General features: G+C 47.9%; 22 protein-coding genes and 4 tRNA genes. 17 read left to right on the forward strand and 9 right to left on the reverse strand.

What is annotated here, in order from left to right; all coding sequences use genetic code 11:
- Nucleotides 1–52 precede the first annotated feature (52 nt).
- The 4 genes from EZV61_RS18335 to ald form a co-directional block, all read right to left on the reverse strand.
- Nucleotides 53–763: an arginyltransferase gene (locus EZV61_RS18335; protein ID WP_114336334.1), complete on the reverse strand. Its 711-nt coding sequence runs from the start codon at nucleotides 761–763 to the stop codon at nucleotides 53–55.
- Entirely contained in the window at nucleotides 747–1481 is a 735-nt protein-coding gene (gene aat / locus EZV61_RS18340) for a leucyl/phenylalanyl-tRNA--protein transferase (RefSeq protein ID WP_130565784.1), read from the reverse strand. The genes EZV61_RS18335 and aat overlap by 17 nt, the downstream gene beginning before the upstream one ends.
- A gap of 101 nt (nucleotides 1482–1582) precedes the next feature.
- Complete coding sequence (gene trxB / locus EZV61_RS18345) at nucleotides 1583–2533, reverse strand: thioredoxin-disulfide reductase (RefSeq protein WP_131417452.1); 951 nt, start codon at nucleotides 2531–2533, stop codon at nucleotides 1583–1585.
- A gap of 116 nt (nucleotides 2534–2649) precedes the next feature.
- Entirely contained in the window at nucleotides 2650–3762 is a 1113-nt protein-coding gene (gene ald / locus EZV61_RS18350; RefSeq protein ID WP_131417454.1) for an alanine dehydrogenase, read from the reverse strand.
- 140 nt (nucleotides 3763–3902) lie between these two features.
- On the opposite strand from ald, the gene lrp reads away from it, so the two are divergent.
- The 5 genes from lrp (at nucleotide 3903) to serS (ending at nucleotide 10290) form a co-directional block, all read left to right on the forward strand.
- The gene (gene lrp, locus EZV61_RS18355) at nucleotides 3903–4382 is read left to right on the forward strand and encodes a leucine-responsive transcriptional regulator Lrp (protein WP_114336338.1); all 480 of its coding nucleotides are present in this window, start codon (nucleotides 3903–3905) and stop codon (nucleotides 4380–4382) included.
- Nucleotides 4383–4426: 44 nt separating this feature from the next.
- Nucleotides 4427–6886: a DNA translocase FtsK gene (locus tag EZV61_RS18360; RefSeq protein WP_233496351.1), complete on the forward strand. Its 2460-nt coding sequence runs from the start codon at nucleotides 4427–4429 to the stop codon at nucleotides 6884–6886.
- A complete protein-coding gene (lolA, locus tag EZV61_RS18365) occupies nucleotides 6886–7539 on the forward strand; it encodes an outer membrane lipoprotein periplasmic chaperone LolA (protein ID WP_131417456.1) in 654 nt (217 codons plus the stop codon). The genes EZV61_RS18360 and lolA overlap by 1 nt, the downstream gene beginning before the upstream one ends.
- Complete coding sequence (locus EZV61_RS18370; RefSeq protein WP_130565780.1) at nucleotides 7529–8866, forward strand: replication-associated recombination protein A; 1338 nt, start codon at nucleotides 7529–7531, stop codon at nucleotides 8864–8866. Before lolA ends, EZV61_RS18370 begins: the two co-directional genes overlap by 11 nt.
- A 125-nt stretch (nucleotides 8867–8991) precedes the next feature.
- A complete protein-coding gene (gene serS / locus EZV61_RS18375) occupies nucleotides 8992–10290 on the forward strand; it encodes a serine--tRNA ligase (RefSeq protein WP_131417458.1) in 1299 nt (432 codons plus the stop codon).
- Nucleotides 10291–10370: 80 nt separating this feature from the next.
- Here serS and tusE read toward each other — a convergent pair whose 3' ends face one another.
- From tusE to tusD, 4 genes are read right to left on the reverse strand one after another with little or no spacing between them, the layout of a single operon-like run.
- On the reverse strand, nucleotides 10371–10700 hold the full coding sequence (gene tusE / locus EZV61_RS18380) for a sulfurtransferase TusE (protein WP_114336342.1): 330 nt from the start codon (nucleotides 10698–10700) through the stop codon (nucleotides 10371–10373).
- 8 nt (nucleotides 10701–10708) lie between these two features.
- The gene (locus EZV61_RS18385) at nucleotides 10709–10984 is read right to left on the reverse strand and encodes a DsrH/TusB family sulfur metabolism protein (protein WP_131417460.1); all 276 of its coding nucleotides are present in this window, start codon (nucleotides 10982–10984) and stop codon (nucleotides 10709–10711) included.
- Nucleotides 10985–11341 (reverse strand): DsrE family protein, encoded by a 357-nt coding sequence (locus EZV61_RS18390; protein ID WP_165419252.1) that lies wholly within the window; start codon nucleotides 11339–11341, stop codon nucleotides 10985–10987.
- A gap of 13 nt (nucleotides 11342–11354) precedes the next feature.
- Nucleotides 11355–11768, reverse strand: coding sequence for a sulfurtransferase complex subunit TusD (gene tusD, locus EZV61_RS18395; RefSeq protein WP_131417464.1), 414 nt, complete (start codon nucleotides 11766–11768; stop codon nucleotides 11355–11357).
- Between the two features lie 165 nt (nucleotides 11769–11933).
- Between tusD and EZV61_RS18400 the strand changes: the two genes are divergently transcribed.
- From EZV61_RS18400 to EZV61_RS18430, 8 genes are all read left to right on the forward strand, one after another.
- Nucleotides 11934–12024: transfer RNA gene (locus tag EZV61_RS18400), tRNA-Ser, on the forward strand.
- A gap of 138 nt (nucleotides 12025–12162) precedes the next feature.
- Nucleotides 12163–12312, forward strand: coding sequence for a hypothetical protein (locus EZV61_RS19500; protein ID WP_165419251.1), 150 nt, complete (start codon nucleotides 12163–12165; stop codon nucleotides 12310–12312).
- A complete protein-coding gene (gene uvrY, locus EZV61_RS18405; RefSeq protein WP_114336346.1) occupies nucleotides 12309–12953 on the forward strand; it encodes a UvrY/SirA/GacA family response regulator transcription factor in 645 nt (214 codons plus the stop codon). Before EZV61_RS19500 ends, uvrY begins: the two co-directional genes overlap by 4 nt.
- Before the next feature lie 2 nt (nucleotides 12954–12955).
- The gene (gene uvrC / locus EZV61_RS18410; protein ID WP_131417466.1) at nucleotides 12956–14782 is read left to right on the forward strand and encodes an excinuclease ABC subunit UvrC; all 1827 of its coding nucleotides are present in this window, start codon (nucleotides 12956–12958) and stop codon (nucleotides 14780–14782) included.
- Between the two features lie 71 nt (nucleotides 14783–14853).
- Complete coding sequence (gene pgsA, locus EZV61_RS18415; protein ID WP_114336348.1) at nucleotides 14854–15414, forward strand: CDP-diacylglycerol--glycerol-3-phosphate 3-phosphatidyltransferase; 561 nt, start codon at nucleotides 14854–14856, stop codon at nucleotides 15412–15414.
- 120 nt (nucleotides 15415–15534) lie between these two features.
- Nucleotides 15535–15610, forward strand: a tRNA-Gly gene (locus EZV61_RS18420).
- A 40-nt stretch (nucleotides 15611–15650) separates the two neighbouring features.
- Nucleotides 15651–15724 (forward strand) — tRNA-Cys (locus EZV61_RS18425).
- An 88-nt stretch (nucleotides 15725–15812) separates the two neighbouring features.
- Nucleotides 15813–15899 (forward strand) — tRNA-Leu (locus EZV61_RS18430).
- 153 nt (nucleotides 15900–16052) lie between these two features.
- On the opposite strand, the gene EZV61_RS19505 is transcribed toward EZV61_RS18430, so the two are convergent.
- The gene (locus EZV61_RS19505; protein WP_165569662.1) at nucleotides 16053–16226 is read right to left on the reverse strand and encodes a hypothetical protein; all 174 of its coding nucleotides are present in this window, start codon (nucleotides 16224–16226) and stop codon (nucleotides 16053–16055) included.
- A 255-nt stretch (nucleotides 16227–16481) separates the two neighbouring features.
- Here EZV61_RS19505 and abiEi point away from each other — a divergent pair, with 255 nt between their 5' ends.
- From abiEi to EZV61_RS18450, 4 genes are all read left to right on the forward strand, one after another.
- Nucleotides 16482–17006: a type IV toxin-antitoxin system AbiEi family antitoxin gene (gene abiEi, locus EZV61_RS18435; RefSeq protein ID WP_131417468.1), complete on the forward strand. Its 525-nt coding sequence runs from the start codon at nucleotides 16482–16484 to the stop codon at nucleotides 17004–17006.
- Nucleotide 17007: 1 nt separating this feature from the next.
- Nucleotides 17008–17898 carry a nucleotidyl transferase AbiEii/AbiGii toxin family protein gene (locus EZV61_RS18440; protein ID WP_131417470.1) on the forward strand — a complete coding sequence of 297 codons (891 nt, stop codon included), beginning with the start codon at nucleotides 17008–17010 and terminating at the stop codon, nucleotides 17896–17898.
- 621 nt (nucleotides 17899–18519) lie between these two features.
- Nucleotides 18520–19011, forward strand: a complete 492-nt coding sequence (locus EZV61_RS18445; protein ID WP_131417472.1) for a hypothetical protein — start codon at nucleotides 18520–18522, stop codon at nucleotides 19009–19011.
- Nucleotides 19011–20465, forward strand: a complete 1455-nt coding sequence (locus EZV61_RS18450; protein ID WP_131417474.1) for a PQQ-binding-like beta-propeller repeat protein — start codon at nucleotides 19011–19013, stop codon at nucleotides 20463–20465. Before EZV61_RS18445 ends, EZV61_RS18450 begins: the two co-directional genes overlap by 1 nt.
- Nucleotides 20466–20684 lie beyond the last annotated feature (219 nt).

The raw sequence follows: 20684 nt of genomic DNA on the forward strand, positions 1-20684 counted from the left end.
TTTTAGACCGCGGAATTTTGCCCAAATTTAGGCTTTGTGTAAAGCACAACCCTCATTCATGTTGATGCCACTGCCCATTTTGCAATATTTGATACGGTTTATAGCGTATTTTGTAGCTCATTGCGGGACAGTCATCAATCTGGAAACCCAGATAGAGAAAAGGCTTTTGTTGTGACTTGGCTAATTCCAGTTGCCGCAGTATGGCATAGGTTCCCAGAGATAGCTTGGAATAGTCTGGGTCATAAAAAGTGTAAACAGCAGAAAGACTGTCTTCAAGGGTGTCAGTAACCGCCACAGCCACTAATTCTTCTTGATCATAAAACTGCACGAAAAGAGGGGAGTGCCAGCGGCTAAAAAGAAAATTCTCATATTGTTCGTAACTGACAGGATTCATGCTGCCTTCTGCATGCCGGGTTTCGACATAACGGCAGTAGAGAGGGAACACTTCTTGTCGGTCAATTTCTCTGCTGACAACCGTAGTCAGATGTTGCTTGCCAAGTTTTTCCGTGCGTCGCTGACTTCGACTTGCGACAAAACTCGTGACCGGTAATCGTATCGGCTGGCATGCATTACATTCTGGACAGTGCGGGGCATATAGACTGTCGCCACAGCGCCGAAAGCCGTGTGAAAGTAGATGGCGATATCTGAAATCATCATGTTCCTCTTCAGGATCCATAATGACTAGTCGCTCAAACTCTCCCTCTAAATACTGGCAGGGAACCACTTGGGTGATGCCTAAACGAATACTAACTGAGTCCGACATAATCGAATACCTGATGGGTGATATTGCGGGGTTGCCATAACGTGTTGTCGGTGTTGTAACAGATCTCCATATTGAGCTGTTCGATATAGTCAGCTCTGCTGACCTCTATAGCACCTAAAGAGGTCAGGTGAGGGTTGGTAATTTGGCAGTCTATCCACTTCGCGCCGGTACCGTGCATGATACTAATAAGTGCGACTAAAGCGACTTTACTGGCATCGGTCATACGGAAAAACATCGACTCACCGGAGAACTGGCGGCCACTGCAGACACCATAGAGACCGCCCACCAAAGCATTTTCGTGCCAGATTTCGATTGAATGGGCGACACCCTGTCGATGTAGCTGGTTATACGCCAGCGCCATCTCTGGCACGATCCAAGTGCCGCTTTCCGTTACCCTTGGCGCTGCACAGCCTTGTATAACCTGATCAAATGCTTGGTTTACCGAGATGGTGAATCCACTACGGCGGAGGCTTTTACGCAGGCTGCGAGGAGTGCGGAACGTTTCTATTTCAAATACGCAACGGGGATCCGGTGACCACCACAGTAAAGGCTCGTCTTCCGAAAACCAGGGAAAAATACCTGATTGATAGGCGCGTCTTAAGCGTTCAGCAGAAAGATCACCACCAATAGCCAGCAGTCCGTTAGGATCCTGTAACGCCTGTTCTGTTGGTGGAAAGGCGTAGTTAGTTGGATCTAATTCGGTAATAAATTGGGTCATAACGTTGGTTGTTGTGAGCCTAATATCAGCATAATTGAGCTGGCGAAAAAGAAAAGCCCGGGCGAGCCGGGCTTTACTAAAGGGGAATCGTTGGTTGTGATCTATTGTGCGTCGAGAAAACGCTCTGCGTCCAAGGCTGCCATACAACCCGTTCCAGCAGAGGTAATCGCCTGGCGGTAAATATGATCCATCACATCACCAGCGGCAAAGATCCCTTCGGTGCTGGTTTGTGTTGCATTTCCTTCTGTACCGCTTTCTACTTTCAGGTAGCCATCTTTCATATCTAGCTGACCAACAAATAGGTCGGTGTTTGGCTTATGACCAATAGCGATAAATACCCCTTGCAGAGCCAGCTCTTCGGTAGCGTCTGATTTGGTGTCTTTAATGCGTACACCGGTGACGCCCATATCGTCGCCTAGGACTTCGTCCAACGTCCGATCCAAGTGCAGCACGATATTGCCATCAGCAACTTTTTGCATCAGTCGGTCAGTCAGGATTTTCTCTGAACGGAACTGATCACGACGGTGGATCAGGTGCACTTCTGCAGCGATATTTGACAGGTATAGGGCCTCTTCAACCGCCGTGTTACCACCACCAACAACGGCAACTTTTTGATTGCGATAAAAGAATCCATCACAGGTCGCACAGGCAGAAACACCACGTCCTTGGAACGCCTCTTCTGATGGTAGACCCAGATACATCGCGGATGCACCGGTACAGATGATCAGTGCGTCACAGGTGTAGCTACCCGCATCCCCGGTTAGTTTGAAAGGGCGCTGGGTCAGTTCAGCGGTGTGAATATGATCGAAAATGATTTCGGTATTGAAGGCTTCAGCATGCTCCCGCATACGCTCCATCAGTGCCGGGCCAGTGAGATCCTTTGGATCACCGGGCCAGTTTTCAACCTCAGTCGTGGTGGTTAATTGACCACCTTGCTGCATACCGGTGATTAGAACCGGGTTGAGGTTAGCGCGTGCTGCATAAACGGCAGCTGTATATCCTGCAGGGCCTGAGCCTAGTATCAGGAGGCGGGCGTGTTTCACGTCACTCATGCTGCTCTCCGAGTCGAGTTACTCAAAAATCGAATCTATAAAAACGAAAGGGGCCGATAATATCGGGCCCCTTTGCTAGGGTAAAGCCTATCGTGAGACTTTATATGTGGACGTGATCACAGGGTTTCAAGGGCTGGAACAAAATCGTAACCCAGCTCTGTGGCGACAGATTCACAGGTCACTTTTCCATGGCGAACATTAAGCCCTTCTAACAAGTAGTTATCTTGCTTCAAGGCGGCTTCCGCCCCCAGGTTTGCCAGCTTGATGATATAGGGCAGGGTTGCGTTGCTTAATGCATAGGTGCTGGTGCGCGCAACAGCGCCCGGCATATTGGCCACACAGTAGTGCACGACATCATCAACAATGTAAGTGGGTTCTGCGTGAGTGGTGGCCTTCGCAGTCGCAAAGCAGCCCCCTTGGTCGATGGCAACGTCAACGACCGCCGCGCCAGGCTTCATCTTTTTCACCATTTCTGCACTGACTAGCTTAGGTGCTGCCGCACCGGGGATCAGCACGCTGCCGATCACCAGATCCGCCGCCAGTACTTGTTCTTCCAGCGCCAGCGAGGTGGAAAAGATGGTCTTAACACGACCATCAAATTCGGCATCAATGGCGCGCAGCACATCAATACTGCGATCCAGTATGGTGACATCAGCGCGCATGCCGACAGCCATCTGGGCAGCGTTTCGGCCAACCACGCCGCCACCAATAATGACCACTTTTGCCGGGCTAACGCCAGGCACTCCGCCAAGCAACATGCCGCGGCCAGCGCGAGATTTCTCTAATGCATAGGCTCCAGCTTGGATGGACATACGCCCTGCGACCTCTGACATTGGCGCCAGTAGCGGCAGGCGACCTAACGCATCGGTTACGGTTTCATAAGCGATACAGGTGGCTTGGGAGTTAACCAGATCTGCTGTTTGTTCCGGGTCCGGCGCCAAATGCAGATAAGTGAAAAGCGTGTGCTCTTTGGTCAATCGTGCGCGCTCGATTGCTTGCGGCTCTTTTACTTTGACGATCATCTTGGCAGTGGAAAACACTGCTTCGGCGTTCTCTAGGATCTCTGCGCCAGCATGTTGATAGTCGGCATCAGCAAAACCGCTCCCTGTGCCTGCTGTGGTTTCCACTACAACGCGATGCCCATTTTTCACTAATTCAGCCACGCCTGCAGGCGTCATGGCTACTCGAAACTCGTTGTTTTTAATCTCTTTTGGTATGCCGACAATCATCTTGTAAACCTTCATCCAAGTTGGGGTTGATACACTTCAAATTATAGGGGCTCTCGGTTAGGTTTTTCCTTTAAATAACTTGTTAATTTTGTGTAAAACAGCTATAAAATAATCAATGAGTAGTGGAATTCACTAGTTTTATGCAATCAAAGCAGATTAAAACACTTGATCGTACTGACCGAAATATCCTGCGTGAGCTGCAGCAGGATGCCCGCGTCTCCAATGTGGAGTTGGCGCGTCGTGTTGGATTAAGTGCTACCCCTTGCCATGAGCGGGTCAAACGTTTAGAGCGAGATGGCTATATTCGTGGATACCAAGCAGATCTGGATCCGTTCAAGCTCGGCTCTACGCTATTGGTATTTGTCGAGATTACGCTTAACCGCGAGGCGCCAGATCTGTTTGAGAAATTTAATCGTGCGGTCATGTCGTTAGATGTGTTGCAGGAGTGTCATCTGGTCTCAGGTGACTTCGATTACTTGTTAAAAGCCAGGGTAACGGACATGTCGGAATATCGCCGACTGATGAGTGATACCCTATTAAAACTGCCCGGGGTGAGCGATAGCCGCACCTATGTTGTGATGGAAGAGGTGAAACAACGCCCCGCTGTATTGATTACCTGAGCATTCAATGAGATCTTATAGGGATCTGAGTGCAGGGAGTGTGTGTGAACAGGATAACTAAGCCAGCGACCCTTAATGGCGTACAGCGCCTATTGGAAGCGGCATTAATCGTCAGCAGTGTCAGCGCAGTGTTTTTACTACTGGCGTTGTACAGCTATGCGCCTACCGATCCGGGCTGGTCTCAGACCGCATTCGGTGCTGACGTTAAAAATATGACCGGCGCTGCTGGGGCGTTAGTCGCAGATCTACTTTTCTTTATTCTGGGTTACCAAGCGTACTTGGTGCCTTTTCTCGTCGCATTTTTAGGTTGGTACAGTTTCCGCCGTTACTACCATGTGTTTGAAATTGATTACACAGCACTGTCGTTACGCCTGTTAGGCGGCTTGCTGCTGTTACTGGGGATATCAGCCCTTGCCAGTATTAATTTTGATGACTTTTACTTCTTTTCTGCCGGAGGCATGCTGGGCGATGTGATCGCTGCCAGCATGTTGCCAGCGTTTAACTTACTCGGTACCACTGTCGTATTGATGGGCTTGGTGTTAGCCGGATTTACTCTGGCAACCGGTCTGTCCTGGGTGACGATTGCTGATTTTATTGGCGCTACGCTTGTTTGGATTGCTATTCAAGGTATTTACCGTCCAATTCAAGGGTATCTTCAGCGTCGTCAGTCGCAACGCGAAGAGCAGTTTGAGAGTGATGAAGACAATATTGACGAATCACCATTGCGGGTAGAAGAAGCTCCGAACCAATCAGCGGTGGAGCCGTCATTGCGTTTGGAGGAGTTAGCGCCTTTTGAGCCGGAAGATATCTCAGAAGAGGAATACGACTATGAGGATGAGTTTGATCCGCTAGCCGTTGAGCCGCCGGCACCTAGTTATTCATCTCACTCTTCTGCACCTGCACCTGCTGCATCGCCAGCTGTCGCTGACGCATATCAACCGCCTAAACAGGTGGTGAATGGCAATCAACCTGCAGCGATCCCCGCTGTCGCGGCATCAGCTGAAGTGACCGATATGCCGACTATCGGATTATTGGATCGCGCCGATAAGCAGACTAATCCAGTCACCCAAGAAGAGATGGATCAGGTCAGTCGCCTGGTTGAAGCGAAACTGTTGGACTTCGGTATTCAAGCAACCGTGGTTGGCGTATTTCCCGGGCCTGTGGTGACCCGTTTTGAACTAGATCTTGCCCCAGGGGTAAAAGTTTCCCGTATCTCTAATTTGTCGAAAGATTTAGCGCGCGCATTGAGTGCCATTAGTGTGCGGGTTGTAGAAGTTATCCCTGGAAAGTCTGTTATCGGTTTAGAGCTGCCGAATGCGCATCGTGAAATAGTGCGTCTATCGGAAGTGATTGAATGCCCAGCTTTCGAAAACAACAAGTCGAACCTGACCATGGTGTTGGGTAAAGACATCGGCGGTAAGCCGGTTGCTGTCGATTTGGCAAAAATGCCACACCTCTTGGTCGCAGGTACCACAGGCTCTGGTAAGTCTGTGGGTGTGAATGTGATGATCGTCAGTTTGCTTTATAAATCGAAGCCTGAAGATGTTCGTTTCATCATGATCGATCCGAAAATGTTGGAACTGTCAGTGTACGAGGGGATCCCTCATCTGCTTACTGAAGTGGTCACCGACATGAAAGATGCCGCCAATGCGTTGCGCTGGTGTGTTGGTGAAATGGAGCGCCGTTATAAGCTGATGAGTGCGATGGGTGTGCGAAATCTGAAAGGGTTCAACACCAAAATCTCTGAGGCGATTGAAGCAGGTGCACCGATAAAAGATCCACTATGGACCGCGGCTGATAGCATGGATACCACTGCGCCGGAACTGGAAACCTTACCAAGTATTGTGGTTGTGGTGGATGAATTTGCTGACATGATGATGATTGTTGGCAAAAAAGTAGAAGAGCTAATAGCCCGCTTAGCGCAGAAGGCGCGAGCGGCTGGCATTCATTTAGTTTTGGCGACTCAACGTCCCTCTGTGGATGTGATTACTGGCTTAATCAAGGCCAATATCCCGACCCGTATGGCGTTCCAGGTATCGAGTAAAATTGACTCTCGTACCATCTTGGATCAGCCCGGAGCCGAGCAGTTGCTAGGGCAGGGCGATATGTTATACCTGCCGCCAGGCACAGGTGTGCCGACGCGTGTTCATGGGGCTTTTGTCGATGACCACGAAGTACATGCGGTGGTTGAAGATTGGAAACGTCGCGGCAAACCGAACTATATTCCTGAGATCCTCAGTGGGGAGATCACCGCTGAAACCGTTTTGCCGGGAGAGCGTCCAGAAGGTGAAGAAGAGCTGGATGTGTTGTATGACGAAGCGGTGGCGTTTGTAACTGAATCACGGCGTGGCTCGATTTCCAGTGTGCAACGCAAATTCAAGATTGGTTACAATCGCGCTGCGCGTTTGATTGAACAGATGGAAATGGACGGTGTCGTATCTTCACAGGGCCATAATGGTAATCGTGAAGTGTTGGCACCACCGCCACCAAGAGACGGATATTAATGATAAAAGTTTTGCTAAAACAGCTGACTTCTAAGTCAGCTCTTTTCGTTTTATTGACCTTGCTCGTGGGCACTACGTCACAAGCCTATGGGGCGCCGCAGACGTTGCGAGATCGCCTCACGGCTCACCGTTCGTTTATTGCTGAATTTACTCAGCAGGTACACAGTTACGATGGTGAGTTAGTGCAGGAAGGTCAGGGGGTTATTAAAGTCTTAAGTCCGGACCATTTCATTTGGCAAACTGTGTTGCCGGATGAGCATTTAGTGCAATCTGACGGTAACACTGTCTGGGTATTCAACCCGCTATTGGAACAGGTTAGCCTCTATTCTGCGTCCGAAGTGATGCAGGACAGCCCAATATTACTGCTTGCGGAAAGCGATCCTGAAGTGTGGGCCCAGTACCGCGTGCGCGTGGTAGGTGAACGCTATGAGGTGACGCCACAAGTCACCGGTGGCAATATCGAACGATTCGAGTTGCAGTTTCAAGGTGACAAACTGACTGAGTTGTTGATTATTGATAGCCAAGGCCAACGTAGCCAATTCACACTGACCTCTTTCACCGCCCCAGCCAAGCTGACAGAGCAAGAGTTTCTTTTTACTATTCCTGCTGACGTCGATATCGACGATCAACGCACCCAGCCTGATGCCGGATAATCTCTCTTTTAGTTTCGCTGACACCTCACAACATCAGCCCTTGGCCGCACGCATGCGGCCTGCTTGTATTGATGAATATGTTGGCCAACCTCATTTGCTGGGTGAAGGAAAGCCACTACGCCGCGCCTTAGAGCTGGGGCAGGTTCATTCGATGATCCTTTGGGGACCACCGGGGACGGGCAAGACGACCTTAGCGGAGCTATTTGCCAGCCACTGTAATGCCGAAATCGAGCGGATCTCTGCGGTGACAGCTGGTGTTAAAGATATTCGGGCAGCGATTGAGCGTGCCCAATCAAATGCGACGGATCTTGGCCGTCGAACCTTGCTGTTTGTTGACGAGGTACATCGTTTCAACAAATCGCAACAGGATGCCTTTTTGCCACACATTGAAGCTGGCACTGTTACTTTTATTGGCGCCACTACAGAAAATCCATCATTTGAGCTAAATGCGGCATTGCTTAGCCGAGCGCGGGTCTATGTGATTAAACCGCTCGATGAAGCATCGTTACGCCTTCTGCTCAACCAAGCGATGAGTGATGCCGAGCGTGGCCTTGCGAGCCAGCAGTTGACCTTGGCTGAGGAAGCGGAAGAGCTGTTGATAGCCTTGGCATCGGGTGATGCTCGGCGCTTGCTTAATCTGCTGGAGATGGCCAGTGACTTGGTTGATGGCGATGACCGCCTGATCACTAAGCAATTGGTTGCAGATGTTTCAGGCAGTCAGGTCGCGCAGTTTGATAAGCAGGGTGATCACTACTACGACCAGATATCAGCGTTACATAAGTCGATACGAGGTTCCTCCGCTGATGGTGCCCTGTATTGGTACGCACGTATGCTCAATGCGGGCTGTGATCCTTTGTATATTGCCAGACGCTTGCTCGCTATCGCTTCTGAGGATGTCGGCAACGCTGATCCTAAGGCGATGGAAGTTGCACTGAACGCGTGGGACTGCTTTCAAAGGGTTGGCCCTGCTGAAGGTGAACGCGCTATAGCCCAGGCGATTGTTTACCTTGCCGTTGCCCCTAAGAGCAATGCAGTTTATACCGCGTTTAAGCAAGCGTTGCGAGACGCGGCTGAGTTGCCACAATACGAAGTGCCTGTGCATCTGCGCAACGCACCGACCAAGCTGGCTAAATCGATGGGGCACGGTGCTGAATATCGCTATGCCCATGATGAACCTGGAGCCTATGCGGCGGGGGAATCCTATCTGCCGCCGGAATTGAACGGGCGCCATTATTATCAACCGACAGATCGTGGTCTGGAAAAGAAGATCCAACAGAAACTGGCTTATCTGGCCGAGTTGGATGCCACCAGCAATAAAAAGCGTTAACTGTCTGGTTAGCAAGCTTGGTTTCGCCTGTGCCTCTGGTACACTTGGCTGCCAACTAATTTGGCAGGTTGTACATTGGGTACGATCTGCTTGAAATGAATTTCAACTAACGAGTTTAAAGCAACATGCTGGACGCTAAATTTCTTCGCAACGAGATCGATGAGACGGCAGCGCGATTAGCCACCCGTGGTTATGTGCTGGATGTAGAACGCTTTAAGGCACTGGAAGAGCAGCGCAAGTCGTTGCAGGTGAAAACAGAGCAGCTACAGAATGAGCGTAATACTCGTTCCAAATCCATTGGTCAGGCCAAGGCGCGCGGCGAAGATATCGCCCCATTGCTAGCGGAAGTTGGCTCGTTAGGTGAAGAGCTGGATAAAGCCAAAGCCGAGCTTAGTGAGTTGCTCGAAGAGATTAAAGTTCAGAGCCAAGGCATTCCTAACCTGCCTGATACGTCAGTGCCAGAAGGTAAGGATGAAGAGGAAAACCAGGAAGTACGCCGCTGGGGTGAGCCGCGTCAATTCGATTTTGAACCTAAAGATCATGTGGATCTAGGTGACTTCGGCAAGAGTATGGATTTTGAAGCCGCAGTGAAGCTGTCTGGCTCTCGTTTTGTGGTGATGCGTGGCGAGATGGCACGCCTGCATCGAGCGTTGGCGCAATTTATGTTGGATCTGCACACGCAGCAGCATGGCTATCAAGAGATGTATGTTCCCTACTTGGTTAATGCCGATTCTCTGCGCGGCACTGGCCAACTACCTAAATTTGGTGAAGATCTATTCAACACGCAACCGGCGACGGAAGAGGGTGTTGGCATGTCGTTGATCCCGACGGCTGAGGTACCACTGACAAATTTGGCTCGTGATACCATTACAGACGAAGCGGATCTGCCTGTCCGAATGGTTGCACATACACCGTGCTTTCGCTCTGAAGCGGGCTCCTATGGCCGCGACGTGCGCGGTTTAATTCGTCAGCATCAGTTCGATAAAGTTGAACTTGTACACTTGGTAAAACCGGAAGATTCTTTTGCCGCGCTTGACGAACTGACGCTGCATGCCGAGAAAGTACTGCAGCTGTTGAACTTACCCTACCGGACAATGCTGTTGTGTACTGGCGATATGGGCTTTGGTGCCTGTAAGACTTATGATCTTGAAGTATGGATCCCAACTCAGGGCACTTATCGTGAGATCTCTTCTTGCAGTAATATGTTCGATTTCCAGGCGCGTCGTATGCAAGCCCGTTACCGTGCTAAAGGTGCGAAGAAGCCGGAGTTGTTGCACACGCTCAATGGTTCGGGGTTAGCGGTTGGTCGTACGTTGGTGGCGCTGCTTGAGAACTATCAGCAAGCAGATGGCTCAATTGAGATACCAGAAGTGTTGCGCGACTATATGGGTGGTAAAACCCATATCCTGAAGCGTGGTGAGTAAGCATCATTTGCTGAGGAATGAGTTAGAAATCTGATAAAAAGGGAGCTAGTTAGCTCCTTTTTTATTGCCTACTACTGGTGTTAGATACACTTTACTGGTTTTGGTAAGCCAGCGATTTTGGTGGCTTGTTTTGCGGGTCCTTTAGGGAAGAGCTTATACAGATAGCGGCTGTTTCCTTTCTCCTCGCCATATTTTTTAGCCATTGCTTTTACCAGCACACGGATCGCCGGGCTGGTGTTGAATTCGAGATAGAAATCCCGTACAAAATGCACGACTTGCCAATGGCTTGGCGTCAATTCAATATTTTCATTGCTGGCGATCAGGGCGGCTAATGATTCGCTCCAATCATCAATATTTTCAAGGTAACCGAGTTTATCTGTGGCAATCTGTTTGCCATCAAAATCGTACATGGGTTTGTCTACCAACTGATCACGGGTTGATGGGTTAAGGTCAGATCAACCATTTCATCCATGGTGATCAAATGGAAATCTTGTGAGCCCGGTCTGACGCCGCGTGCCGTCGCATCATCGGCTAACACCAAACATTCGCCCGAATGTTGCGTTAACCAAGCATATTGATCGGGCTGATGTAGCATCAGGCAAGCCTCCGCTCTTAGCAACAGGGTGCTGTCACTTGGCAAGCTTGTTGCTGTCGCTGCCGGCGTTGGCTCGGATAGAATAATCAGTGGCTTCATTTAGATACTTATCACGATGTCGAATGTCGGGAGTAGGGCCGCTATCTCAGCCGCTGAACGACTTTCCACCCCAGTTCTAAGTTGATGCTCTGCTAGCCCTTGCAGCGCTAACGCATCAGCGCACACCACTGTTTCCGCTATTTCATACAGCTCAAAAGCACCAAATTGTTTAAGAAAGTCGGTAAACCCAGCTCGCACAGGCTCAGTGGATTCACAACAGGCTAATACCGCTTGCTCAGTAAAGATTAACGATACGGATTGGTCAAAAGCAGCGTAAGCTAAACCTATATCAATGGTTTCTTGTAGCTGGTTGCCTGTGAACGGGGATTGGCGCAGGAGAATCGCTATCTTTTTCATTGCAGGACAGTACTCATTTAAAATGGATGACGCGATCAACATCTAAAGAGTGAGTCACCAACTCCCCTAATCCGCCAAGCCGAAAGGCTGGATGCAGATTAAACTGAGCGGAGTCTATCTGAGCCGCTTCATCTTTATTTATTACTCCCCGGCGCAGCGCAGAGGCGACACAGAGCACTAACTGCGTCTGTGCGCCGCTACCTGTCACTATCTGTTGTTCTGCAAAACTTGCCCAGCGCTGAGCCCAGTTAGTTTCATCGCCGGCAGGAGAGAGCAGGGCAGAGCCCGTGTTAACGCCATCCTGAAAGAAGAATAACTGTTTAATGTCGTGGCCTTGCTTCCTAGCCGCCGTCGCGAACTGGAAAGCACTATGGTGAGCTTGGTGGCTCACAGGGCTTGCATTGATGATGATAGAGAAACTAGCCATGCTGCTATTATCGGCTGGCTAGGAAAAATTGGAAGTATTTAAGTGATTGTCGGAAAAATTGATGCACTTATAGCCACGCTTGGCTAGATATTGAGCAAACGATATTGTTAGTTAAAATAGGGGCTTTACAAGCGTAATTATCCGCCGTATTATTCGCCGCGTTCCGGAGGGGTGCCAGAGTGGTTGAATGGACCGGTCTTGAAAACCGGCGTAGGCTTATACCCTACCGTGGGTTCAAATCCCACCTCCTCCGCCAAACAACGGAAAGGCCGTCTATTTAGACGGCCTTTTTGCTTTCTGCGATTAGCAAATTTTTGCTTGAACCAATATGATGCGATAGTTGATCAGCTTCACAACACTGCTATAAACCTCTGTGATCTTTTGGCAGACGTTGGTGATAGCGCAAGTTTCAGCGTCGAATGGCTTTATTTCTATCACCGCATTTCGCTATGATGTTGCCACGGATTTGTTAATGGATATCCGTGTTGCCAACGGATTAGAGGCGCAGTTTTCTCGTTTTCTTTTTTTGGAGTGCCATCCGTGATCCGAGTTTATCTCGTTGATGACCATGAACTTGTACGTACAGGTATTCGTCGCCTTTTAGAAGATGTGCGCGGTATGCAAGTCATTGGTGAAGCTGACAGTGGTGAGGCCGCAGTGAAGTGGTCTCGTGAAAATCATCCCGATGTGATCCTGATGGATATGAACATGCCGGGTATTGGTGGACTGGAAGCGACGAAAAAGATACTTCGACATTCTCCAGACAGCAAGATCATTGTATTGACTGTTCATACCGAGAACCCCTTTCCTAGTAAGGTGATGCAGGCAGGCGCTTCTGGCTATCTGTCAAAAGGCGCAGCCCCTGAGGAAGTGGTGAATGCGATACGCTTGGTTAATAGCGGCCAGCGCTATATCTCTCCGGAGATCGCTCAGCAGATCGCGTTAAGTCAGTTTAGTCATTCCAATGAAAACCCTTTTCAGGAACTGTCTGAGCGAGAGTTGCAGATCATGCTGATGATCACCCGTGGTGAGAAAGTCGGGTATATCTCAGAGCAGCTTAATCTCAGCCCCAAAACAGTGAACAGCTATCGTTATCGATTGTTTAAGAAGTTAGAGATCGATGGTGATGTTGAGCTTACCCATCTGGCTATTCGCCACGGAATGTTGGACGCCGAAAAACTCTGATTATGGATTTTGACGCGAAGGCGTTTCTGCGCTCGGTGACAGACCAACCGGGCGTATATCAGATGCTGAACGACAAAGATGAGGTTATTTATGTCGGCAAAGCGAAATCGTTAAAGAAGCGCCTTTCAAGCTATTTCCGCACTAATGTAGATTCCACAAAAACCCGCGCATTGGTTGCGAATATTGCCAATGTTACGGTGACGGTTACTCACACCGAAGCCGAAGCGCTGATCCTCGAAAACAATCTAATTAAGAAGTTTCGCCCGCGTTATAACGTGTTGCTTCGTGATGACAAGAGTTATCCCTACCTGTTGATCTCCGGTCATAAACACCCTCGTTTGGCTTACCACCGTGGCGCGAAGAAGGCCGCGGGCGAATACTTTGGCCCCTTTCCAAGTGGTAGCGCCGTGCGGGAGTCATTGAATCTCCTGCAAAAGCTGTTTCAGGTTCGTCAGTGCGATGATTCCACCTATCGTAATCGGTCGCGGCCTTGCTTACAGCATCAGTTGGGACGCTGCACCGCACCTTGTGTGAATGGTTTTGTGTCAGAGCAAGCGTATGCAGACCAAGTGGCTAAAACACGGCTGTTTCTTAAGGGGCAAAGTGAAAAAGTGATTTCGCAGATGGTCTCGGAGATGGACCAAGCTGCGATGGCGTTAGACTTTGAACTGGCTGCCCAGCTGCGGGACCGGATCACCACCTTGCGGCAGGTCCAGGTGCAGCATAGTGTCGAAGCTGGCAAAGATGCGATGGATGTTATCGGTCTGGCGATTAACGGCAACCAATGTTGCCTCCACCTGCAGTTTATTCGTGATGGCAAATTGCTCGGAAACAAGAGCGTGTTCCCGACAGTGCCTTCAGCGACGGAGGCTGAAGAGCTCCTAGTGGCCCTGTTAACGCAGTTTTATGGTGCTGAAGGGCGGGGCGGACAGGTACCTGCGACTATCGTGTTGCCGTTTAAGCTGGCAGAGAAAGATGAATTAGCGAATGACCTGTATTTGCTGACTGAGCGAAAAGTTAAGTTGGTGGAGAGTCCACGAGGTGATCGTGCACGGTTCCAAAAGCTGGCACAAGTGAATGCCGATACTGCACTGCAGAGCCGTTTGGCCCATAAGAAATCAATTCAGCAACGTCTACATCAATTGACAGAAACGCTGGCACTAGACAGCTTGCCAAAGCGGATGGAGTGCTTCGACATCAGTCACACCTCGGGTCAGCAGACTGTTGCATCCTGTGTCGTGTTTAACCAGGAAGGGCCGAATAAGAGCGAATATCGCCGTTACAACATCGCTGGTATTACCCCTGGTGACGATTATGCGGCAATGAAGCAAGCACTAGAGCGGCGCTTTAAGCAGTTAGGCGCTGAAAGTAAGATCCCCGATCTGCTGTTTATCGACGGCGGTTTAGGTCAGCTAGGTATTGCTGAGCAGGTGTTCGCTGAGCTCGACTGGAGTGAAGCGCCACTAAAACCTTTACTGATTGGTGTCGCGAAAGGTGAGTCTCGTAAACCAGGTTTAGAGACACTGATCATCGGGGAAAGCCACGAGACGTTTAATTTGCCGGTCGATTCCCCTGCGCTTTTGCTGATTCAGCAGGTTAGGGATGAAGCGCACCGTTTTGCCATTACAGGCCATAGAGAGCGCCGGCGTAAAAATGCTAAACGCTCAACATTGGAAGATATTCCAGGGGTAGGCAGTTCCCGTCGCCAAGCACTGATTAGTTATCTTGGCGGTATGCAACAGGTCAAAAATGCATCGGTTGATGAATTAGCTAAAGTGCCAGGGATCAGCTTAAAGATGGCGCAAACCATCTATGACCAGTTTCATTAGTAAGATTGCGTGGTGATTTGTAACATTTTCGGATATAACTAACAGGTCGTTAATGAGGTATTTCTTCTTACATGTTGACTGTTCCTAATATTCTAACCGTTTTCCGTATCGCGCTTATCCCCGTCTTTCTGGTGTGTTACTACCTCCCTTGGGAGCACGCGATGTTCACCGCGGCTGTGTTTTTCTGGCTAGCGGCAGTGACAGACTATTTTGACGGTTATCTCGCTCGTCGCCTTGGGCAGGAGACTGCTTTTGGCGCTTTTCTAGACCCCGTCGCCGATAAGGTGACCGTTTGCGCTGCTTTGATTATTCTGGTGGATTTCTACAACACACTTTGGATCACTATCCCTGCTATCATCATTATCTCCCGTGAGATCCTGATCTCAGCATTAAGGGAATGGATGGCGGAAGCGGGTAAGCGTTCGGAAGTGGCCGTTGCCAATATCGGCAAGTGGAAGACAACGGCACAGATGTTGGCGCTGATTGGCCTGATATCCCATTTTAACGATTTTATTATCTACCTTGCCTATCTGTTGCTGTATATCGCTACTGCGTTGACTCTTTGGTCTATGGTGATTTACCTCAAGGTGGCATGGAAGCAGATAGTCGCTATCGATTCAGTTAAAAAATGAGCAGTTGAACCAAAAGCTGATCGAGAAATAGGCAATCAAACCAAACAGCTGTTGACTCACTTTCATTGTTAGGTAGAATGCAGCCCACGTTTGAGGGCTAACACCCAAAAACAGAGTGATGCGGCACTAGCTCAGCTGGTAGAGCGCGACCTTGCCAAGGTCGAGGTCACGAGTTCGAACCTCGTGTGCCGCTCCAATTTCTCTCTAGAGTGATTGGTATTCACAAGCAAGACCCTGGCGGGTTGGCAGAGTGGCTATGCAGCGGATTGCAAATCCGTGGACCTCGGTTCGACTCCGGGACCCGCCTCCATTATTTATCCCTTCGCTGGTTGTTTTCCGTGATTAAACGGCGCCAACGATGAGATTGAACAACAAGTTTAATCGTGGAACTCAGTGTCGCCCGGGTGGTGAAATTGGTAGACACAAGGGATTTAAAATCCCTCGCTTGAAAGAGCGTGCCGGTTCAAGTCCGGCCCCGGGCACCAATTCTTAATCAATATATCCCTTAGTTCATCAATCTATTTGTGCCCCTTTTAACGGGATGGCAGATGGTTCAGTGTCGTGATCAATTCAAAATGAATTTAGATTGTGAGCAACGGAGTCCGCTGCTCTGCAAAAATCTTTATCGAGTTCGGTTGTTACTGGATTGCCGGACACCAATACGGTATCAGCACACACACACCATCCACTCGACTCAATATCTGATGAAATAGCTTCGCCGTCCCATAGTAGGCTTGGTGATTTTCCATGCTGTCGAGAAACTGTTTCGGGATGCGATACAGTTCATACGGCAACATTCCTTGGGCAATCACAATATCGCTCGTTCAGTCATCATATTTGATAGCGTCGAGTACCATCCGGACCAAGATAGGGCATTGTTAAACCGGGTGTTAGCTTTCATTTCTTTCTTAACTAGTCGAGTTAAGCACGCAAACGCAGGTTGTTTAGGTGGGGCCTTGGTTAACAAAACATAACTAATTTAGTTTGGTTATGTAGACCACTAATTGCTCTCTGCAAGCATTAGGTCTACACTAAGTTACATATAAAGTTATTTTGTGTAGACCTAAATGACCAGGACCGACGAGTTGCTGAGTGTGTTAGCCAATGCCGTCAAAGCGGGCGGCGGTATTCATACTGCTGCTGAGTTGGCATTTATGCTGGAGGCGCCCTGCGATCCGGCCTTTATCAAATTTCTGTCGGATAGGGTTAAAAAGGGTCAGCTTAGGCGTGTCGTGAAAGGCTTGTATGAAAGCACGCTGACGCCACCACCTCCCAATGCTGCGATCTATAAAATCATCAAAAAGATGCGCAGCGGTGTACTTAACTACATCAGTCTGGAAAGTCAGTTGAGTTATACCGGTGACATCTCACAAGTCGTGATGGACAGAGTCACTGTGGTGACTAAAGGACGAAGTGGCGTTTTTTCTACACCCTACGGCGTTATTGAGTTTACCCACACCAAAAAGCCAATCGAGCAGATTGCCCCCAATCTGTATTTTGATCCCGACATTCAAATGTATCGTGCGACAACCGAACAAGCGGTAGCAGACCTAAAGCACTGCCGGCGCAACCTGCATATGCTGGAGAGTTAAAATGCTGAAAGAGCAGATCCGCCAAATCGTTCAAGCCAATCCTGATTATGCAGCTGTTGCCCCTGTGATAGAAAAAGAGATCCTGCACCACGACATTATGGATGTGTTGATTAAACAGGGCGCAATGCAAAAGCTTACCTTCATTGGTGGTACCTCATTGCGTATGTGCTACAACAGCGCCCGTTTGTCTGAAGATCTTGATTTTAATGGTGGCCACGACTTTCGACCGGCAGATTTTGATGGATTGGAAACTGAGATCCAACAATATATCCAGCACAAATACGAAACCGATGTCTGGGTAAACAAACCGACAGAAGACAGGCAGGGCGATACCGCATCCTGGAAGATCAGTATCGTCAAAGAAGCTAACCGGCCGGATCTGCCCAGGCAAAAAATGCATATTGATGTGTGTGCTGTCCCATCCTTTGATGTAGATAAAAAGCCTCTGCTGAATCACTACAATGTAGTCGTGCCAACAGAAGGCCTCTTAGTTCCGGTGCAATCGCTGCAAGAGATACTGGCTGACAAGATGATCGCGCTGGCCTATCGCGCAAGAAGGATAAAACCCCGAGATATCTGGGACATCGTTTGGATAAAGCAGCGCGGTATCGCGTTGTCAAAAGCCTTGGTTGATAAGAAATTAGTTGCCAGAAACAAGCAAGCCCATGACTTTCGATCAGCGCTTGCCACTCAACGGACTAAATTGATGAATGACGATGAAGTGCGCAACGATTTCAATATGGAAATGAGCCGCTTTGTTCCGCAAAAGATAAAAGAACGGACGCTGGATAACCCCGAATATTGGCCGTACCTGCAGTCCGAAGTCAGCGAGGTAGCATCTGTGCTGATCAACGATGAAGTAGCCAAGAGCAAGTTTGATATGGGGTTGTGACGACCTCGAAGAATGCAGCGTTTACAGCGTAGCGTGACAGCCCCTATTGCTGGCTGAACTAAATCAGCCTGTTTGAGTTCTTCAAAAGGCAAGGATGCTTATATGACCTGCTCCCGCTCGGGATTAGATTTACCCACCGTTCCCCTTTCTTATCACTGTGTTTACTGTCGAATTGTGTGCTTATGCGGTGATTTCCAATCATTGTCATTTAGTAAACAGAGAAGTATCTGAACGTGGGCTGCCATTATGGTGGGTCATTATCTAGCAGGAACGCTCATCAAGGATGCGGAAAAGCTGGTCGTTGTCGAGATCATCCCGAAATGAGGTCGTTAACAAGCCTCAAGTCATTTTTTAGCGCTAGCGCTATTGAATCAATCTTACTCGAAGGTGACTATTTGCTTTCATCTAGAGATGGCTGGTGTCTTTCAAGTTCTATTGACGATGGCTTATTAACGCCTGAAGCGTCAGAAGATTTGGTCAAGGTGCTTCTCCGGTCTAGATCCAAGCTATGCGCTTGATACAGTCAATAGAGCTGTCTCAGAGTATGATGATGCTAAAGGTTCAGCGCACCAAATATTGCGTTTTCTTGAGTTGATGGATGATGGTAGGCGCATAATTCGTTTGGAAGACAAGCGCATAGTAGCAGGCCCGATAGGCAATCGAGTTGACGATATTTATTGTGCTGTATTGAAAGCCGATGGCAGTGTCGATTTCTTTGTAAGAGAAGAGGTTAAGGGGTGGACGCTTGCAACGATCAAGCGCAGTCTGTCTAGCAAAATTAGCCTTGGTAAAGTAAAAAATGCTGCAGGTGAGGAAAGTGAGCAGGGCGGCCAGATGCTTTTAGATTTTATAGATATCGAATCTGGTAACCTAGAGTGGAATGAGATGAAATGGTTTTTTTCAGCTGATTCTGGTACAGAAATTGTTGAGCCAAAAGTGGTTAAAGATTTAATACGTAGCGTCGTTGAAAGAGAAACCTTTAAGGATGAGTTCATAACTGTTATGAAAGGTATTAATCCGCATTATAACGATAATTTATTTGAAAAATTTGTGGATAAGTTTATTGGGAATTCAGATAGCATGTTTATATTGCAGCCGGCTAAGGTTAACTAATGAAATTAACATATGGTGATCTATGTGTCGAAAATCCCTTAACCGACTATACGGGTAAGGAGCTGTTAGATATATCGTCTGGAAATACATTTAGAGCCCATGGTTTAATTTTTTCCCTATCCTCGTTTTCAGGCTTTTATAATGTCGACTTAGTTAAAAGTGATAATCTTGGTAAAAACGTTCTTGTTGATTCGAAGAGTTTTTCTTTGATTAACAGCTGTGAGAAGGATTTAGCCCCACTTATTGACGTGTTAGCAATAATATCTAAGCATGCAAAAAAAACTGGGAATACATTTAGTAGTCTTAAGGTTATTAGGTTTGAGTCTTATGTTTTATATGTTGAATACTATTCTAGGTTTCGTCGTCGAATTATAAAAATGTGCAATGAAAGTCTTAAAGAAAAGTTCATTGAAGTTTACGGTGCTTTATACTTCTTTAGAAGTGAAATATTAACTGTAAGAAAAGGGCTTGTGGCTTGTTATAGTTATGATATGGAGCTCCTGTGGGAACGAAAATTTTCATTTTCATCAGATATAGAAGATTATCGATGTGTTGATTGTGATAACGGGATTTTATTTGTTTTTTCCATTAATGATAGAACTTCAGATATTTTCTTTTTAAATAGTACTAGTGGGGATGAATTCTGGCATACTTCTCTTGATTTTGACTTTGGATTTAATCCAACGCTTGATTGTCTTATGGTTGATAAAGGTGTTCTCATTCACGCTGTTGATGATAGATTTATTACCGTTGACCTAAAAGATGGACAGGTGACAAGTCTGGTCTCCAACTCAAATATAAGCAGATTTCAACCGCCAACTTACTCTAGGGGAATAAATCATCTTCAGGTCTGTGGTGATTATATTATTGCTGCTGACTTAAGAGATGCTAAAATTTACTGCCTGAATAAATATACAAACGAGTTGATTTACTCATATTCTATGCCTAGTGATATTTTATTAGTTGGTACAACTAGATCTTTTGTTTGTGATGGCATCGCATTCTTTCCTGTCGTATACATGAAAGACGATGTTACCTTCGGTTATCGCTGTTTGCTAGCTATCTCACCTAATGATGGTGACGTGGAACTACAATTCGAAGAGAAGCCTGAATTATTTCTTGAAGAGATAAACGTCGACGAAAAAATTGATCTTAAAATTGAGTTGAATGTGGGGTCTATCGACGAATTAGTGAGATTTGGCGAGGCTGAAGCGCTGTATTATTTGAGAAAGTATGGTTATCAACGTCTTGGTGAAAACAAAACGTCTAATCCACTTTTCTCTGGAACGCTGGAACTTATTATTCGCTCTGCCACATTAGATGAACTAGAAGTAAGTAAAGTCATTCGACTACTGGAGAGGTCCATAAAATTAAAGTCAGATGATGATATTTTTGCTGGTGATGCAAAAAGTCCTGTGATGGTAACTTGTAGATTCGAAAAAATAGAAGTGTGACTGCCAACGTCGATCGTACTATTTGGACTCTGGACTATGGGGTAGGGTGACACTCTGTACAGGAAGGCGCGTCGACCTCATCGCCTTATAATTTACACAGCTCTTGCTTATACTCGTGTCCCGTATCAAGCCCCTGTCAGAGTGCTTGGATTCATATACTAACCGCAACAAGCCCTCGTATTAGAACGATGAACTGTGGTATTTCCTGTGTCTCGCTCC

Origin of the sequence: Corallincola luteus, from assembly GCF_004336975.1 — a bacterium.
GTDB classification, from domain to species: domain Bacteria; phylum Pseudomonadota; class Gammaproteobacteria; order Enterobacterales; family Neiellaceae; genus Corallincola; species Corallincola holothuriorum.

What these genes read in the sequence shown, in the direction of transcription:
- serS (WP_131417458.1), top strand. Translation starts at nt 8,992, where the DNA reads ATGCTGGACGCTAAATTTCTTCGCAACGAGATCGATGAGACGGCAGCG.
- aat (WP_130565784.1), bottom strand. Translation starts at nt 1,481, where the DNA reads ATGACCCAATTTATTACCGAATTAGATCCAACTAACTACGCCTTTCCA.
- tusD (WP_131417464.1), bottom strand. Translation starts at nt 11,768, where the DNA reads ATGGCTAGTTTCTCTATCATCATCAATGCAAGCCCTGTGAGCCACCAA.
- ald (WP_131417454.1), bottom strand. Translation starts at nt 3,762, where the DNA reads ATGATTGTCGGCATACCAAAAGAGATTAAAAACAACGAGTTTCGAGTA.
- uvrC (WP_131417466.1), top strand. Translation starts at nt 12,956, where the DNA reads ATGGATTTTGACGCGAAGGCGTTTCTGCGCTCGGTGACAGACCAACCG.
- EZV61_RS18370 (WP_130565780.1), top strand. Translation starts at nt 7,529, where the DNA reads ATGCCGGATAATCTCTCTTTTAGTTTCGCTGACACCTCACAACATCAG.
- pgsA (WP_114336348.1), top strand. Translation starts at nt 14,854, where the DNA reads ATGTTGACTGTTCCTAATATTCTAACCGTTTTCCGTATCGCGCTTATC.
- EZV61_RS18390 (WP_165419252.1), bottom strand. Translation starts at nt 11,341, where the DNA reads ATGAAAAAGATAGCGATTCTCCTGCGCCAATCCCCGTTCACAGGCAAC.
- EZV61_RS18385 (WP_131417460.1), bottom strand. Translation starts at nt 10,984, where the DNA reads ATGAAGCCACTGATTATTCTATCCGAGCCAACGCCGGCAGCGACAGCA.
- EZV61_RS18440 (WP_131417470.1), top strand. Translation starts at nt 17,008, where the DNA reads ATGCTGAAAGAGCAGATCCGCCAAATCGTTCAAGCCAATCCTGATTAT.
- trxB (WP_131417452.1), bottom strand. Translation starts at nt 2,533, where the DNA reads ATGAGTGACGTGAAACACGCCCGCCTCCTGATACTAGGCTCAGGCCCT.
- EZV61_RS18335 (WP_114336334.1), bottom strand. Translation starts at nt 763, where the DNA reads ATGTCGGACTCAGTTAGTATTCGTTTAGGCATCACCCAAGTGGTTCCC.
- abiEi (WP_131417468.1), top strand. Translation starts at nt 16,482, where the DNA reads ATGACCAGGACCGACGAGTTGCTGAGTGTGTTAGCCAATGCCGTCAAA.
- EZV61_RS18450 (WP_131417474.1), top strand. Translation starts at nt 19,011, where the DNA reads ATGAAATTAACATATGGTGATCTATGTGTCGAAAATCCCTTAACCGAC.
- lrp (WP_114336338.1), top strand. Translation starts at nt 3,903, where the DNA reads ATGCAATCAAAGCAGATTAAAACACTTGATCGTACTGACCGAAATATC.
- tusE (WP_114336342.1), bottom strand. Translation starts at nt 10,700, where the DNA reads ATGTACGATTTTGATGGCAAACAGATTGCCACAGATAAACTCGGTTAC.
- lolA (WP_131417456.1), top strand. Translation starts at nt 6,886, where the DNA reads ATGATAAAAGTTTTGCTAAAACAGCTGACTTCTAAGTCAGCTCTTTTC.